The organism is Streptomyces sp. NBC_00984, assembly GCF_045162475.1.
Lineage (GTDB): Bacteria > Actinomycetota > Actinomycetes > Streptomycetales > Streptomycetaceae > Streptomyces.
Genome location: NZ_CP108734.1, coordinates 1,138,333 through 1,155,795, shown reverse-complemented (window position 1 = coordinate 1,155,795; position 17,463 = coordinate 1,138,333). Strand labels below are relative to the sequence as shown.

General features: G+C 75.9%; 1 protein-coding gene. It reads left to right on the top strand.

Annotated elements, in window-relative coordinates:
- Window positions 1–17,316 (top strand): hypothetical protein, encoded by a 17,316-nt coding sequence (locus OG520_RS04865; RefSeq protein WP_406012307.1) that lies wholly within the window; start codon window positions 1–3, stop codon window positions 17,314–17,316.
- Window positions 17,317–17,463: the final 147 nt, after the last annotated feature.

The following is a 17,463-nucleotide window of genomic DNA, read 5'->3' as shown; positions in this document are numbered from 1 at the left end:
ATGGCTTCCGCGGAATCCGTACTCAACACCATCAAGCTTGAGGACATCTACGCCCTGGGCAACGCCTGGATTCAGCTCGGAGACGAGCTCCACGAGCGCCGGGTCGCCGTCAACGGGCACGTGGAGGGCATCGAGTGGAAGGGCGCGGCGGGCAACGCGGCCCGTCTCGCCTGGTCCGACGCGGCCGCCAAGAACCTCGACGACGCGATCGAGACCGCCTGGACCATCGGCCAGTCGATCAACCGGTACGCGGACAAGCTCCACGAGGCGGCGGAGGAGTACGCGAAGAAGCTCAACGCCATGATGTGGGCGGACATCCTCGGCGCGATCTTCAGCGCCGTCTTCTTCTACCTCGGGCCGCTCCTCGAAGGTCTGCTCGCCATGATCGGGCAGCTCATCGCCCGGCTCATCCCGGTGATCGCCTCGATGGTGGGGCGGCTCGGCCCCATCGGCAGCGCGGTGGTCGGCTCGATCGGCGGGGCCGTCATCGGCTCCGCCTCGGGCCTCGCCTTCGACCTCGGCATCGGCGCGGCGGGCGCGGCCATCGCGCACACGGACTACGACATCGACTGGGGCGCCGAGGCGCTGACCCTCGGCATCGGCGGCGGTTTCGGCGGCATCGCCGGAGGGCTCGGCGGTTACCACGGCGTCCCGAAGGGCATCACGCCCGACGGGGTACCGAAGGCGGGCAGCCCGCCGCCGCACTCGCCGCCGGTGACGAAGCCGGGCGGCTCGGACGGGTTCGCGCCCATCGGTGGGAGCGGCGGCAAGAACACCTTCACGCCGCCGCCCGCCCAGACCCGCCACGGCGGCGACCACACCGTGCCCGTCCCCGGCGGCCCGGGGAAGGGCGAGGGCGCGCCCCCCGTCACGGGCGGCGTCTCCGCCAAGGAGAACCACCCCACGAGCAGTGGCCCGGCGGGCGGCCGTCCGGGCGACGTCGGTATGCCGCCGCCGCCCGCGCGCGGCGAGGGCTCCAGCACCCACACCCCCACCGGGGCCCCGGTCCCGCTCAGCGGCAGGCCGAACCCGCAGGGCGGCTCGCACCCCACGCCGTCCGACCGACCCGCCGGTGGCGAGGGTTCTCGTACGGCCCCGCCGCCCACCCCGGCCCCGCAGCCGGGAAAGCCTCACACCGTCACGGCGGGCGAGACCCCCGGCAAGCCCGTCCCGGGCGCGCAGGGCGGCGGCGATCGCGCCGGTTCGGACGCACCCCCGCGCGGGGAGGGCTCCCGCACCGGCTCAGCGACACCCAACCCGCCGGTACGGGGCGAGGGCCCGCGTACGGAGGCCGCGCCGAACCCGCCTGTGCGGGACCAGGGTTCGCGGTCGGTGCCGCCGCCCGCCCCGGAGTCGGGGAAGCCGCATGTGGTGGGTGGTTCGGAGACGCCGGGTCGGCCGGTTCCGGGGGGTCCTGGCGGGGATCGTGCGGAGTCGCAGGGGCCGCGTGGCGAATCGGCGGCGCCGAATCCGCCTGTGCGGGACCAGGGTTCGCGGTCCACGCCGGTTCCCCGTGGCGAGGCTCCCGACCAGACACCGCACGCCGGCACGCCCGCGCGGCCGGGGCCCGGGCGGTCCGAGGGGACGGACGCGGGCGGTCCCGTTCCGCACGGCGACGGCGGAAGGCGTACGGAGACGGGCGGTTCCGTGCCGCCCCCCGTGGGGGAACGGTCCGAGGGGCCCGGTTCGCGTGTCACCGACACGGGGAGCCGTGGCGGCGACGGGATCCAGGGGACGGGACGGCCGCCCGCGAGCGGGAATCCGGCCGAGGGCGTGACCGGTGGCGTACGGCCCGGGTCCGGCACGGATCACGTCGCGCCGCCCCCCGCCGGGCGTTCCGGTGGCGACCACGCCACCACGGGCGACCCGGCGCGGCAGCCCGCCGCGCCCGGCGGTACCCCGCGCGGCGGCGAGCAGCAGGGCGCGGTACCGCCGGGCGGCGGCGGGCGCGCCACGGACGGACCCGGCACGCGGGACGGGGCGCGCCCCGGTGCCCGTCCCGGGCAGGGCGATCACGCGGAGGCGCCCGTACCCGGACAGCGGCCCGGATCGCACGATCCGGCGGAGACGCCCGCCCCCGGGCAGCGCCCCGGGACGGACGAGCACCCGCGGACGACCCCGCCGGGTGAGGAGCCCGGGTCCACCACCCCCCGCCCCGGCGGCGGGCACGAGACGCACTCGGCCCCGCCCCCGGCGGGCGGCGGGCGGCGCCAGGACGGCTCCGGCGCGGACGGCGCCGACGGTTCCAAGACGGCCGGGAAGGGCGGCGGTGGCCGCACCCCGGTGCCGCGCGAGGAGCTGAAGGACTGGCAGAAGCGTTTCGCGGACGCGGATGCCTCGGGCGACGAGCAGGCACAGCGTCGCGTCGAGGACGCGTACGACGCGCGTATGGACGAACTGGAGGGCGTCAAGAGCAAGCCGTCCCCGAACAGCCCCGAGGGCATCGCGAAGACCGCGGACGCGATGGAGAAGTACGCCCGCGACCACGGCGTACCCGCGCCCGAGGCGAAGCAGCTCTCCGACCAGTACGCGAAGGACAGCCTGTCGGGCGACCCGGGGGCCCGCCAGAAGGCGGTCGACAAGTACAACGAGGCCGTGGGGGACGCCCGCCGCGACCAGCAGTTCAAGGAGTGGATCGGGGACCGGGCCGGGCGCGGGAAGGGCGCCGACGGAGGCCGCGGGAAGATGCCGCGCGAGGAGCTGAAGGACTGGCAGAAGCGCTTCGCCGGTGCGGAGGACTCCGGCGACAAGGACGCCGTGACCCAGGCGGAGCACGACTACGGCAAGCGCCTCGACGAACTGGACGAGGCGGCGCGCGGACCGGTCCCGGACAGCCCCGAGTGGATCGACAGGCGCGCGGACGCCATGGAGAAGTACGCGCGGGACCAGGGCGTACCGGGCGAGGACGCGAAGCAGCTCTCCGACCAGTGGGCGAAGGCCGCGGCCTCCGGCGACCCGGGGGCGCGCGCGAAGGCGGGCTCGGACTGGAACGAGGCCGTCACGGACGCGCGCCGCGACCAGTGGATCGACGCCTGGAACAAGGACCGGGCCAAGACCGGGGTCGGCAGCGGCGACCGCGTCCGCATGACGCCCGGCGAACGGAAGAACTGGTTCGACCGCTTCGAGGAGGCGGAGTCCTCGGGCGACAAGGACGCCCTGGCCCGCGTCGAGCACGACCTCGACGCGCGCCTCGACGAACTGGACCACTCGGCGTACGTGCCGCATGACCTCGACACCTCCGCCTCGGCGGGCCCGGACGTCACGAGCGGCCCGAAAACCGGCGGCGAGGTGTCGGACGGCGTGGCGACGACCCCGGGGGACCGCCCCGGCGGCACGCGGGGCGGCGGTGACGGTTCGCGGGACACGCGTACGGGGCGTGGCGGCGGCGAGGACGGCTCGCGGGACAGGCGCGCGGGGAGTGGGGGTGGCGAGGACGACTTCCGGGACAGGCGCGCGGGGAGTGGGGGTGGCGAGGACGACTTCCGCGACAGGCGCGCGGGGCGCGACTCGGACCAGGACGAGCTGGGGGACGGCTCCTGGCGCTTCCTGGGCGGGGACGACGGTCTCGTCCCCGAGCAGCCGAAGAACGTACAGGTCGCGACCGCGTACCCCGAGCCGTCGCGCCGTCCGGACCTGTGGAGCGCCATCAACGACAAGGGGCGCGGCGACCTGTGGGACGCGATCAACGAGCACAAGGGCGTTGACGCGGACGGCGGCCCCGCCCCGGCCCGGGAGACCGGCCCGGCGGACACGGCACCGCCCGCCCGTACGGGCGACGACGCGGCCCCGGTCCCGGGAACGAAGGACGGCGACGACACCGCCCCGGTCCCGGTGAGGAAGGACGGCGACACCGCCGCCGCGCCTCCCGTCCCGGAGCGCGAGGCGGGTGGTGACCGTACCGAGGGCGGCAGGCCCGCACCGGCCGTGGCGGAGGACGCCCCGGCGCCCGCTCCCCAGCCCGGGAAGGGGACGGAGACGCCGCAGGCCCCGTCCGGACACCAGGTCTACGAGGGGCTGTTGCAGGGGCAGGGCCTTCTCGGCGAGAGCCAGGGCGTGCCCCGCTGGAACCGCCACGGGGTCCACGAGTTCTCCCCCGAGGGGAACCTCCGCTCCGAGACCACGAGCCCGCAGCGCGACCGCGTCGCGCAGGTGACGCCGGACGAGTGGGGCGAGGCGATGGAGCGCTTCGCCCGGGGTCAGGGCTTGAGCCCGCGCGAGGCGGCCCAGTGGGGCCAGGCGTACCGCGAGGCGCGTATGCACGGGGACGAGAACGGATGGAGCCGCGTCGAGGACGGGGTGGCGAGCCGTCTCCTGGACCGTGAGATCGACCAGCGCGTGGCACAACGGACCCCGGAGCAGTGGGGGCAGGGCGTGCGGGACATCGGCCGGGATTCCGGGATGTCCCCGGAGGAGGCCGCCGACTGGGGCAAGCGGGCGGAGGCCGCCTGGAGTCCGGGTGGCGACCGTGGCGCGTTCCACGGGAAGTTCCAGGAGCGTCTTGAGGAGATCCAGGCGGCCAAGCGGGCCGCGCCGTCGGACCACGCCACGAACAGCGGCCCCGTACGCGACGAACCGGGCACCGGGGGACAGGTGTCCCCGAAACCGGCACCCGAGGAGGGCAGGACCACCCCGGACACGGTGGAGCCGACGCCTGTGACGGGCAGGCCGGTTGCGGGTGGTGTGGAGCCGACGTCTGAGGTGGGCAAGCCGGTGGGCGATGTGGTGGAGCCGACGCCCGGGACGGGAAGGCCCGTTCCGGGCGCCCTGAAGCCGATTCCCGGCGATTCCGGGCAGATCCCTGCCCCGGTGGAGCAGACCCCCGACCCGGTGGAGCAGCCCCCCACCATGACCACCCCCGCCCCCGACACCCCCGCACAGTCGTCCCGTGGGACGCGTTCCGTGCCGCCGGCTTCGGAGGAGGTGCGGTTCGCGCCGCTCGCTCCCGGGCAGGCGTCCTTGGGCGACGCCGGCCCGTTCGGCCCGGTGATCAACGCGCGACCGGCGGTGGCCGCCGGGCAGACGCCGCCCGAGATCATCACCGGCTGGGTGCGGCAGTCCGGCAGCTCCCGCCGCTCCGAACCGCTCCAGGCGGTGGATCTGGCCGTACGGGCCCTCGTCAACGGCTGGGGCGGCGAGCAGGAGGCCACGCACCGCACGCGGGTGCTCCAGGCGATCACGGCGTGGAAGGACTCCAAGAGCGGCAGGAGCGCGCGGGACGAGGCGATCGCGCGCCTCGGCCAGGCGGTCGTGGACCGGGGCACGGCGCTGACCGCCGCCGCCCCCGCGACCCGGCGCTCGATTCGGGACATGGGCCGGCAAAGCCCCCGGCCGCTGGTGCCGGTACCGCCGCACCAGCAGGAGGCCGAGGGCTACGGCCCCGCCCGGGGGTTCGAGGTGGAGGTCCACCTCATGCGGGTGCGACTGCCCCGGGGGGAAAGCCACCAGACGTACGAACAGATCGTGAACGTCCCCGGCCTGCTCGACATCACCCTCGACAGTGCGGGCGGCCGGCCGGTCCTGGAGATCGTCTCGGCCCCCACCCGCTCCCTGGTCCACGGCGCGCCCGACGGGCGGGCCGAGCCCGAGGCGGTGGCCAACGCCTTTCTCGACTCGCTCCACCGCATCACGCACGCCGTCGGCAGCACACGCCTCCCGGGCGTCTTCCCCGCGTCCCACGGGTACGTCGTCGACGACGACGCGGCGGAGCTGTGGCTCCAGGAGAACCCGTCCCCGTCCGCGCAGATCCTCGTGCACCACACGGTGGCCGTCCCGCTCTCCGGCTTCGTGCCCCTCCTCCGCCACGTGCGGGGCCGGATGCGCCCCGCCGCCGGTGAGACGCTCGGCGCCGCGCACGCGGACAGCGACCGGGCGATCGCGTACGGGGAGAGGGGCGGCGAGCGATTCGCGCGCTGGATCGACGCGCACCCCGCACAGCGCGCGCAGGTCACCGCCTTCGACGCGCCGGACCTCGTCGGCGTGCTCACCCTCGGCTTCGCCCAGGTCGTAGCGGCGCTGCGGGGCCGCGCCCCTGGCGCGAACTACCCGAAGGACTGGACGGCCGCCACCTCGCGCGACTCCCTCGCCGCCGTCCGCGCCGGGCTCGGCCCCGTGCCCCGCGCCTTCCTGGAGGACCAGGCGGACGTCCTCGCGCAGGACTTCGTCGCGGCCGTCCCCTTCGACGGCAACCCGCTGGAGCAGCGGCTGCGGGACGTCGGCAGGGGACAGAGCGCCACGGTCGGGGAGTACCTCGACAACCTGCTCCTTGAGCACCCCGACCGCGTCGTGGACCAGTACGAGGCACTCGTCGTCCGTTCCAACTTCGACGCGCTGGACAGCAACCCGGACGAGGACGGACGGCCGCGCATCGTGCCGTCAGTGGTCCGCGTCGAGGTGCGGTCCTACGCGCCGGTCGATTCGCGGGACGTCGATGTCCTCACCCAGTCAGACGCGCTCGCCGAGGTCTCCCTGACCACGTACAACGAGGCGCGCGTCCGGCGTGGCCTGCCACCCGTCGGCCCCGCCGTCCGCCCCGCGCCGCCCGCCCCGGTCCTCGACCGGCCCGCCCCGGCCGCCGCCACGCCCGCCGGTACCGCCCCGGTCACCGCGCCGCGCCACGCGCCCGCCCGGCCCCGGCCCGCCGTGCCCGCGCCGGGCGCCGGGCTGCCGCCCGAGCTCGCCACGCTCTCGGCGGAGCTGCCCCGCCTCCCCGCCGCGGAACGCTCCGCGCGGGTGGCCGCGCTCTCGCCGGGCGAGCGCGCCGCGCTCGTCGCCGACCCCGGTCTCGTACGGGAGATGCGCGAGGCGCTGACCGGCGAGGAGTTCCGGGAGCTGGCGGCCGAGTGGCTCGTCGTCGTGCCCGAGGGCGTCCACGAGCCCGCCGACTCGCGGGCCGAGGCCGAGCGCCTCGTCGGGGAGATGACCGCCGACCCCGACGTCGCCGAGGCGCTCCTCACCGGGGGCCGGCAGCTCCTCGTGGTGCCCCGTGACGTCCCGTTCACCGGCCTTGAGGCCTTCCACGGCCTTCAGGGCGCCCCCGGCCGTTCCCTCGGCACCGCGCGCGGCGGCTTCGCCAGGGGCTACGCGGGCGTGCCCGAGGAGAACCTGCTCGGCGAGCCCGCCGCCGTCCACGGCGCGGGCACCTACGCGGACGGCTACTCCAGCGCCCGCCACGAGTGGGCGCACGCCGTCGAGTCCGTGCTCGACCCGGCGGACCAACAGTGGATCAAGGACGTCTACGAGGCGAAGCGGGCCGCCGAGGCGGCCGGCGAGACCGTGCACTGGCCCGACGGCCGCTTCCCCAACTACTCCTCCTCCGACGCGCACGAGTACTTCGCGCAGCTCACGACGGCCTACCACGCCGCGAACGCCGGGGTGGACGAGCTGTCCGGCTCCCGGCGCAACAACGGCGCGGACTGGGTGGAACAGCACGACCCGGCGCTGCTGCCGCTGCTCCAGCGGGTCTACGGGCCGGGGCGCCCGGCCGCGGGCGACGGGCTCGACAACCCCGTCGTGCTCAACAACTTCCGGGCCTTCTGGGGCCGCGTGGAAGGCACCGCGGACACCTCCTCCACGCCCCTCGCCGGGCAGCCCGCCGCCGCGTCGCGCGAGGACGGCGCGGCGGACGTACGCCGGGACGGGGCGCCGGGAGGCGCCGGGCAGAACACCCCCGGGCGGCGGACCGCGCCCGGCACCCCCGGGCAGCGGCTAGCCCCGCCCGCCGGGGAGGGCACCGCGACGCGCCCCGCCTTCGACCCCCGGCTCGTGGGTGTGCTGCGACGTGCCTTCGGTCCCGGCATCGAGCAGACCGGGCAGTTTTCCGGGCTGTACGGCGCCCTGCACACGCTCGTCGGGGCGTACGGGGCCACCTCGCGCTTCAGCGGCGTCCCGTTCGACCTGGACACCGTGACCCGTCACGTCCTGCGGACGGACCCGGCCGAGAACATCACCCCGCAGCGGCGCATGGAGCTGTTCCAGACGATCTCCAGCGCCGCCCGGGGCGGTTGGGCGGGCGGGCTCCCCGGGCTCGTCGCCTACCGCGTGCGGCGGATGGGCGCGCTGGGCCCCGCCTCGGTCCTCACCGACGCCTCCGGCAACTTCCTCGGCCGCAACCTCACCGGCCACGCCGGGCTGACGCTCGACGTCGGCCAGGTCCTGAGCCCCGGCGCGGACGGCAACCTGCGTTCCGCCCCAGCGCCTTGGTCCGGGGAGCACCCGCACGTCGTCGTCGCCGAGCGCGAGGAGGAGACGGGCCGCGTCCTGGTGGCCGTCAACGGGGGCGGGACGGTCCCGCTCGACGAGGAGGAGTTCGCCGCGCTCGTCGCCGAGGACCCCGACCGTTCCCCCGAGGCACCCGTCGCCGTGGGTGTCGGGCCCCGTCAGGGCGGCACGTCGGAGAGTCTGTCCCGGCTGATCGCGGACGGCACGGCCACCCGCGCCTGGGGCGTCACCCGCCCCTTCCGGCTCCAGCCGGTGCCCGACGGGGCCCGCGCCTTCGCCTTCCCGCCGCCCGAGCCGGACGAGCAGCCCGTACCGGTCGGCTCGTGGTTCCCGAGCGACCCGGGCCTCGTACCGGCCGGGCCCGAGGGACGGGTGACGGCGAGCGACGGCTCCACGTACCCCGACTCGGACGTGCGCTCGTACCCCATCGTGACCTCGGACGGCCAGGAGCTCACCGGCCGGGCCTTTCTCGACGAGGCCGACATCGCCCGCCGAGAGGAGGCGCTGCGGATGGTCTCCGAGATGATGCACTACTACAACGAGAGCGAGGCGATTCCCGGCCTCTCCACCGCCCGGCGGGGCCCGTTGATGCTGCTGCCGCGCGGACTCGCGGACGCGTACGTCTCCCTCGGGCACGGCGAGGGCGGCCGGGTCGTCCTGCCGATGCACAGCACCGGGCGCAACCACCAGGTCGCGCCCACGGAACTGGGCCGCGAGCTCCGCCGCCGCCCCAGCGTGCAGCGGCTGCGCCCGGACGTGCCGCTGTGGCTCCTGTGGTGCGAGATCGCCATGGTGCGGCCCGGCTCGGACCCGCTCGTCCGCCCGGCGGCGGCGCAGGAGGTCTCCAACCAGACCCGGCGCCACGTAGTGGCCTCCGACGCGCTGGTCGCGCTCGACGAGGGCGACGAGCAGCACCCCCCGGGGCTCATCAAGACCGACGACCCCGACCGGCCCCGGTACGACTGGCACCAGTTCCTGCCGGAACCCCTCGTGGACCGCCTCATCGCGCTCGCCGACCACGCCGGGCTGCCCGATGACGTGGCGCGGCGCACGACCCGGGTCCTGCGCTGGGTGCGCGCTCTGCGCCTGACCTTCGGCTTCGACATCGACACGCGCCCCGATCGCCAGGGAGAATTTCTCGCTCTCGTCTCGGACTTCGGCGCGCTGGAGCAGCAACGCCTGTGGCAGGGCGGCGCGGAGGGGGCCGAGCCGCTCACATGGCGGGTCCTGGAGGACCTTACGCAGGCCCACGCCCAGCAGTCGGGCCGCGCGGCGGGCCCGCTGACCGCCGGGACGCTGCACGGAATGCTCAGCGCGGTGGGCAACGGCACGCTGCGGCTCCCCGCACACCGCGAAAGCGACGCGGTGCGCCAGGCGCCCCCGGCCCCGGGCCGCGCGGCCCCAGACCCCTCCTCCCGCGTCCTGCTCGCTCCGCCGACGCCCACCCCCACGGCCCCGGCCCCGGGACGGGAGGCGGCGCCCGGTCGCTCCCGCGTCGCCGAGCTCGTCAGCAGGTACGAGGAGATGGTGCGGGCGTTCGACGACCACGAGCGGCGGGGCACACTGCCCGGACAGGAGCAGGAGCAGGAGCAGGAGCAGGAGACGGAGACCCCCGCCCCCGCCCCCCTGGACGAGCACCGCGCTCCGGCTCCGGTGGAGGAGGTGCGTGCTCCGGTCCTCGTTCCGGTGGAGGAGGTGCCCGCTCCCGTGGCGGATGTCCCCGTTTCCCCGGACGCCTACCTGGAGGAGCACGGGCTGACGCCGGTGCACATCCTGGCGGGCGGCGACACGCTCGTGGACGTGCTGACCGCCGTCGCCCCCGTCGAGAGCGGCCGGCTCTCGCGGGGCGAACGACCCGCCACATCCGGTGAGTTGCGCGAAGGGTTCGCGAGCGCGCTCGCCACCGAGTTCGCCGTGCCCCCGGCGGAACGCACGCTCGGGCTGCCCGCGGAGGGCCCCCGGCCCGGCACCCCGCTCCTCCCGGCCGGTGAGCCGGACGCCCTCGTCCAGGGCGTGCGGACCGGCCAGGGACCCGGCGCGTCCGAGTGGCTGACCCTCGCGGTCGCCGCCCCCGTACTGAACCTGCGCCTCACCGTGCTGCTGCCGGACGGCAGGACATGGACCGCCGGTCCGCGCGAGGGCCGCGCGGCAGTGCTGCTCCACCAGGAGAACCCCCCTCCTCACACCTCGCCCTGGCTCGCGACGGAGCCCGCCGACGCCGCCGCCCGGGAGCCCGCGCGCGCGGTCGCAGCCACGCCCCCCGTGCGTACGGCGGCGGCGCCCCCGCCCGGCCGTACGGCGCCCGAGGTCTTCTTCGGCGTCGAGACCCGCCCGGTCCGCGAGGACCCGCGCCCGGCCGAGACCGTCCCCACCCCGCCGCCCGCCCGCACGACGCTGCCCGAGCCCCGTACCGAAGCGGTCCCGCCCGTGGAGACCGGCACCACGACGGAGACGGTGGTCGAGGACGAGACCAGGACGGTGGTGCCGCCGGTCGAGGACGAGACCAGGACGGTGGTGCCGCCGGTCGAGGACGAGACCACGACTGTCGTACCGCCCGTCGAGGACGAGACCACGACGGTCGCGCCGCCCGTCGCAACGGAGACGGTGCCCGCCTTCTCGCCGTACATCCAGACCTACGGTGCGCGGCACGACGGCTCGGTCGGTTTCGTGGCCTACGAGGTGCCCTCCGACGAGGTCCTGCACGGCCTGCGCGAGCAGGTCATGGCCGCGCTCGGTGTCGAGGCGGGAAGCCCGCACGAGGAGGCGGTGCGCGCCCATCTCGACCGCGTGCTCGACTCCACCGAGACCGCCGGGAACCTCCCGGCGGTCCGCGGCCCCCGGGGCCACCGCGTCACGGTGCCCGTCGGTGACGTGGAACGCACGGTGGACGTGCGCCTGCGTCTGACCGGGCCCGGCCCCGACGCGCGTACCGGTGTCAGCCGGTCCCTGCCCCGTACGCGGCGCCTTGAGCGGCAGAGCGAGGGCGTCCAGACCCTCACGTCGGCGCAGAACTCCGGTACCGCGCGCACCGTGTCCCTGCCCTACCTCGCGCTCCCCGAGGTCGCCTCGGGACCGCTGCGCTGGGTCTCCGTCACGGTGGCGCCCAGCCTGACGCTCCGGCAGCGCTCGCTCAACATCGGCGTCAGCGAGAGCCTTTCGGTCAAGATCCTCCAGCGCGCGGGCGACGACGCCCGTTCGGTACGGTTCGACGGGGCCTGGCAGGTCCGCGTGGACGCCGAACCGGCCGCCGCCGACGGCTGGGACACCGAACAGGTCCACGGCCCGCTGCACGTCTGGTTCCCCGGGAACCGGGTCGGCGCGGAAGGGGACGCCGCCGAACTGCCGCGCGCCGCCGGGCTCGACACCTTCCCCCTGTGGGGGGTCGAGGACATCCTCGACGCGGGCCTCCTGACACGACAGGTGCTCGACCATGAGGACCTTCCCGCGCAGCGCGACCTCGGTGCGGAGTCCCGGGCGGCTCTGGAGGACTTCCTGGACGAGCAGCTGACACGCGGCTCACTGCACCTCCAGCGCGACCGGGGGGTCACGTCCCCGCTCCTCACTGACGCCGACGGCACCGTCATCGGCTTCGTCCTCGTCCGCGCCGTCGTCACGCCCGGCACGCCGTACCACCGGACGGCCGACGGGGACAAGGCGCTGGAGGTCCGCTTCACGCACAGCTCCGGCACCGACCGCTCGGCCCGTGTCGTCAGCGGTGCGGGCATCGGCGTCGCCTTCGCCCCGATGTTCACCTCCCGGACGGAGCAGGGCCACCCCGGTGCCGCCGACCACTGGGGCGGAAGGTTCCAGTTCAGGAGCGCGCCCTCCTGGCAGTCGGGCGACGCGCTCAACACCGGTGCCAAGTCGGGCATGATGCACGGCCTCACCACCTCCAGCGGTCAGCTGCTGACGCCCGCGGACCTCACGTACGAGGTGACGTTCGTCCGGGCGGGCGGCGGGACGCAGGGTCCGGTCCGGATCGCGCGCGGCGAGGAGAGCGTCCAACTGCGGCTGCTGCCCCACGACACCGTCGCGGGGGCGGCGCCCACGGAGGAGGAGCGGCGCGGGCTGCCGCCCCACCTCGACAGCCTCTCCGCCATCGGGTACACCGCCGTCCCCCTCTCGCTCGAAGGGGCCGACGAGGTCTTCGACCGGGCCGAGGCGCGGCTGCGCGCCCTCCACTACCTGCCGTCGCTGGAGCACCAGCCCTGGGAGGGCCGTATCCAGCGGCGGCGCGCCCGCGCCCAGTTGGTGAACCTCCAACGGTTCGAGCAGCTGCGCTCCGGCATCGGCCGGGCGACCGCGCTCCCGGACGGCGTCGAGGGCGGCAGGCCCGTCTGGTTGGACCTGCCCGGCCTGACGGGCGGCAGCACGCGTGTCGAACTGCGCATGACCATCACCCGGGACCGCACCCCGCGCACCGGGGAGACCGGACCGCCCGCCGCGACGCACGAGCTGCGGCTGCCGGACGTCGAGACCGTCGCCACCGGCTCCCACGAGGCGCGCGGCACCCGCGAACGGTCCACCGCGCTCGGTCTCGACCTCAGCATCGGCGGAGGCCCGCGCCAGCCCGCCGGAAACTGGTCGGTGGACTACCTCGTCGACGGCACCTACGCCCGTACGTGGGCGCGCTCCGCCACCGCGGGCTCCGCCGTCGCGAGCGAGCAGGCCAACACGAGCAAGAGCGGGGGGACGGAGATCTTCGCCGTACCCGCCCGGCTCGCGCTCGACCTCTACCAGGGCACCTCGCAGGTGCCGGTGGCCCGCTTCGCCGAGCCCCCGGCGCCACCGCGCCCCGCGACGGACGCCGCCCCCCGGCCGGTGACCACCGCCGGTACGGACACCGACACCGAGGTCCCGGGCCTCAGGGACGTCCCGCCCGGCACCGAGACCGTCCCGCTCAGGGACCTCGCCCCGGAAACGGATACCGCACCGCGTACGGATACCGCACCGCGTACGGATACCGCACCGCGTACGGAGACCGCACCGCGTACGGAGACCGCACCGCGTACGGAGACCGCACCGCGTACGGACACCGAGCCCGGTACGGACGCGGAGCCCCGTACCGACGCCGAGCCCCGTACGGAGGACGCCGATCCCGAGGGCGGGATCGTGCCTCCGCAGGGGGAGGCGCAGCCTGCCACGGCGCCCGTCGTCGTCCGGCTCGCCGTCGCGCACCACCGCACCCTGCCCCGCCCGGCGGACGCGGCGCCCGCCGAGGTCCCCGAGGCCCCGGGCTACACGATCCGCGCACCGCGCACCGGGACCGGAGCGGACAACGACCGCACGCTTCTCGGGCTCGTGGACGAGGAGGGGAACCCGCTGCCCGGCGTCACCAAGCTCCTCGACGAATCCAACGTGGACCTCTTCCGGGCCACGGAGGCGATCCAGGCCGCTCTGCGCCTCTTCGCCTCCGGCGACTACCCCGGCCGGCCGGAACGCGGCACCTTCGGCCAGCTGTCCGAGTGGGCCCGGCAGGCCGCCGCCCTGCCGGGCGTGCGCCCGGTGAGCGAGCGTCTGGTGGGCCAGGACCCGCGGGACAGGGGCACCTTCGCGAACGAGGCGGCCTACCAGCAGACGCGGGTCTCCAGCCTCCTCGGCCGCGCGCACCAGATCCTCAACGGCGTCTACACCGTCGAGGGGATCGTCCTGCCGGGACTCGGCGCCGACCAGCACCTCGCCGTGGACGTGGAGGGATACCTCCACCACCCCACGCTCGACGAGGAGTTCGCCACCCACGGCCAGAACGACGTGAACGCCACGGACATCGCCGCCGAGCGACGTACGACGAGCAGCTCCACCACCCGCGCCTTCGGGGTGACCGGCCTGCGGGGCGCGCCCCGCCCCACGCCCGAGGATACGGTCGCCCGCATCGTCCGGGGCAACATCGGCGGTACGGGCTCCCGTACGCACCGCGGCGAGCACGTCGAGGACACGTCCTCCAGCAGCGCAACCGTGCGCGGCGGCACCGAGGGCGCGGCCCAGCACCCCATCACGGCCGACCTCACCCTGCTGCTCACCATCCGGCACGGCACGGCCAACGTCGTCGGCAACGCGGTGGGACTCGGCAGCGGGAACGACATCACGCTCGCCATCGACGTGCCGCGCGCCGTCCAGTTCCGGCTCTACCCGGGGCAGCTCATCCGCGAGGCGCGGTGGTTCAGCGGGATCGAAGGGCTCGTCGTGCCGACGGCACCGCAGTACACGGTGTCGCTCCCGGACGACTTCGTCCGCACGCGCGAGCCGGGATTCGGCGCCGTCCTCTCGGTCACCCAGCTCGACGACCCGGTCACCCGCCGCCCGCGCCGCAACCGCATGTGGCACGAGGTCACCCGGCTCGTGGAGCGCGTGGCATCCGGCGTCACCCGGCCCGGGAACATCGCCCACCTCCCCGGCGTCGCAGCCCTCGTCGCCGACCAAACCTCGCCGACGCTTCTGCGGACGCTGCCGACACGCGGTTCGGTCAGCCTGTGGTTCCGGTACGGGGCCCGCGCCGACGCCCACCTCGTCGAGGTGACGCTGCGCGCCGAGCCCGAGGCGCAAACTCCGGGCCTGCGCGAGATCCAGGGCCGCCCCGCCGGGGAGAAGACGGGCGTGGAGCAGCAGAACACGCACGCCCCGGACAACAGGATGGAGAGCGACACCGTCTCCCGTACCGTCACGGGGCTCCTCGACCTCGGGCTGCGCGACCCGCGTCCGGGCACGTCCCGCTACAGGGACCGCTGGTCCCTGCTGCCCTCGGGCGTCCAGGGGCGCGCCCTCACCCGGCGCTCCGACCGCACCGCCGACGACCGCTTCTGGCAACGCTCCGACAACGTCGCGGACTTCGACCGCGTCGGCTACCGCTTCACCGTCTCGGCGCGCACCAGCCTCATCCCCGAATCGCTCTTCGACCTGGTCGGCGGCCTCCTGGGCCGGGGGCTCGCGTCGATGGCGGACCGGGGAGAGAGCTACTGGCTCCCGGCGTTCCTGAGCGGGTTCATCCACGGGGCACCCGCGCAGGAGGTGGTCGTCCCGGCCGACGTGGCGCTGCGCTTCGCGGGCTCCGACAGCGTCGCCCGGACCGACACGGGGCACACGGCGGACGGCGTCCGCGAGTGGACCCCGCTGCCCGCGCGGGTCACGGAGAGCGACCCGCTGCTGACCCCCGCCGAGGAGGAGACCACCCCGGCCGGGGCGCGCACCCTGAGCGCGCACCCCCGGTTCGTGCCCACGAGCACCACGCCGCTGAGCCACTTCAACGCCTTCCCGGAGCTGGCCGAGGCGATCCGGGCGGTCTCGCCGGGCATCGAGGGCCACTGGGGCCTGACGGCCGACGCCCACCCCGACGCGGGCAACGCGCGCCTGACCGAACTCGCCCAGTCCGGGCGCCCGGCGGCGCTGACCGGACCGGCCACGGCGGCCGGCCTCCACCCCCGGATGCCCGGCGGCTGGCCCGTGATCAGCGGCACCGAATCGCCCGTCACCCTCCAGGTGACCGTGCACGACCCGCGCCCCTTCGCACCGGGGGCGGCGGACATCGCGGCGGACGGCGCCAGGACCCGTACGCGCGTCGCCGTGAGCACCGCCACCAACAGCCGGGGCCTGGAGCTGGGGCAGCGCTTCGCACTGAGCGCCACGCCGCGCAACGACCATGTGGCCGGTACCGGGCAGCCGTTGCTCTCCGCGCAGCCCGCCACCCGGGGCAGCGACAGCTCGGTGACCACCGGGAGCCAGAACCGGGTCAAGAACGGCACGACCTCGGCGGGCGACACGTACACGTACCTGGCGCACGCCGACGTCGTCGTCACCGTGACCGGGCCCGAGGGGGTCCGGTGGGTGACCGGCAGCGCCACCGTGCGGGCCGGGGAGCGCGACCTGCTCGGCTACGGCGTCGTCACCACGCCGTCCGTGCCCTGGGCGTACGACCTGCCCTCGGTGGTCCGCGAACGCCGGGCCGCCGAGGACCGGGCGCGGCGCGCCGCGCCGGACGAGGGGACGGCCCCCGCGCCCGCCCGGACCCCGGCGGACCCCGGCGCCTGGCGCACCGAGCCGGTCACCGAGCTGCCCGCCCTGCTCGCCTCCGGGATCGACCCCGAGCAGGAGGCCGTGCAGTTCTGGCTCGACCTCGGCGCCGACCCGGACGCCTCCGCGCTCGCGCACGCGCTCTACGTGGGGACCCGCGTCGCCGCGATCTCCCACCGCCGTGTGGAGCTGGCCGTACGCGGCACCACGGGGCTGCGGTTCTGGCCCATCGAAGCCGACGGTTCCCTCGCGGACGTCACCCCGGCCACGAGTGGCGGCTGGGAGCAACTGCGCCGGGCCGTCGACGCGTACACCCGGGCGGTGGACCGGGAGGCCGCGGCCGTGGCGGCCCAGCAGCCGCTGGACGCACGCCTGCCGGACCAGCGCCGGCAGGTCGCGGAGGCGGACGGGAACCGTCGGCAGCGGCAGTCCCGGATGGAGGAGGCGGAGGCGCTGTACACGGCCGCCCACGACACGCACACCGCCCTCGTCACCGAGCGGAACACGCGACGGGAGGAACTGGGGCAGGCCGGGCGCGACCTCACGGAGCGGCAGGCCGAGGTGACCGCCGCGGAGCGCGACCTCGCGGCCGCCGACGAGGACGTGCGCGCGGCGGCGCGGGCCGTCGCCCCCGCACCCGACGGCACGCCTGCCCCGGAGTCGGCCGCGCACGCCCTCCCACGCGCCGAGGGCAGGCAGCGCGACGCGGTGCGCGCGCTCGGCGCCAGGGAGGAGGGGGAGCGGACCGCGCGGCGCGAGGTGGACCGGCTCACCACTGAGGTCGGCGGCCTGGACCGCGCCATCGCGAACGCCAAGCGCGTCATGGACGACAACCGGCAGGAACGCGACAGGGCCCGGGGCAGGCACCGGGACGCCGTCGCGCGGTACGAGACCCTGGACGGCGAACGCGCGCGGCTGGAGGAGCGCTTGGAGGCCCTGCGCGGGGACCAGCAGGCCCACGCCCAGCAGGCACGCGACGCCTGGGCGAACATGCCGGGCCCGGCCGGGCGGCTCAGCGCCGACCGCTGCGCCGAGCGGACCGGAGGCTCCGGCTTCCCGCTCGACACGCTCACCCCGGGACCGCGCGGGCGGTGACCCCCGGGGGCGGCCCCGGGGGTCACCCCCGGGGCCGGTGCGCCGCGCGGTCGGCACCGGGTGCGCCGCCGCGCGGTCGGCACCCGGGGCGTCGTACGCGAAGGCCCCGGCGGGAGATCCCCGCCGGGGCCTTCGCGACTGCCCGGG

Coding starts and splice junctions, on each gene's coding strand:
- OG520_RS04865 (WP_406012307.1), top strand. CDS start 1: ATGGCTTCCGCGGAATCCGTACTCAACACCATCAAGCTTGAGGACATC.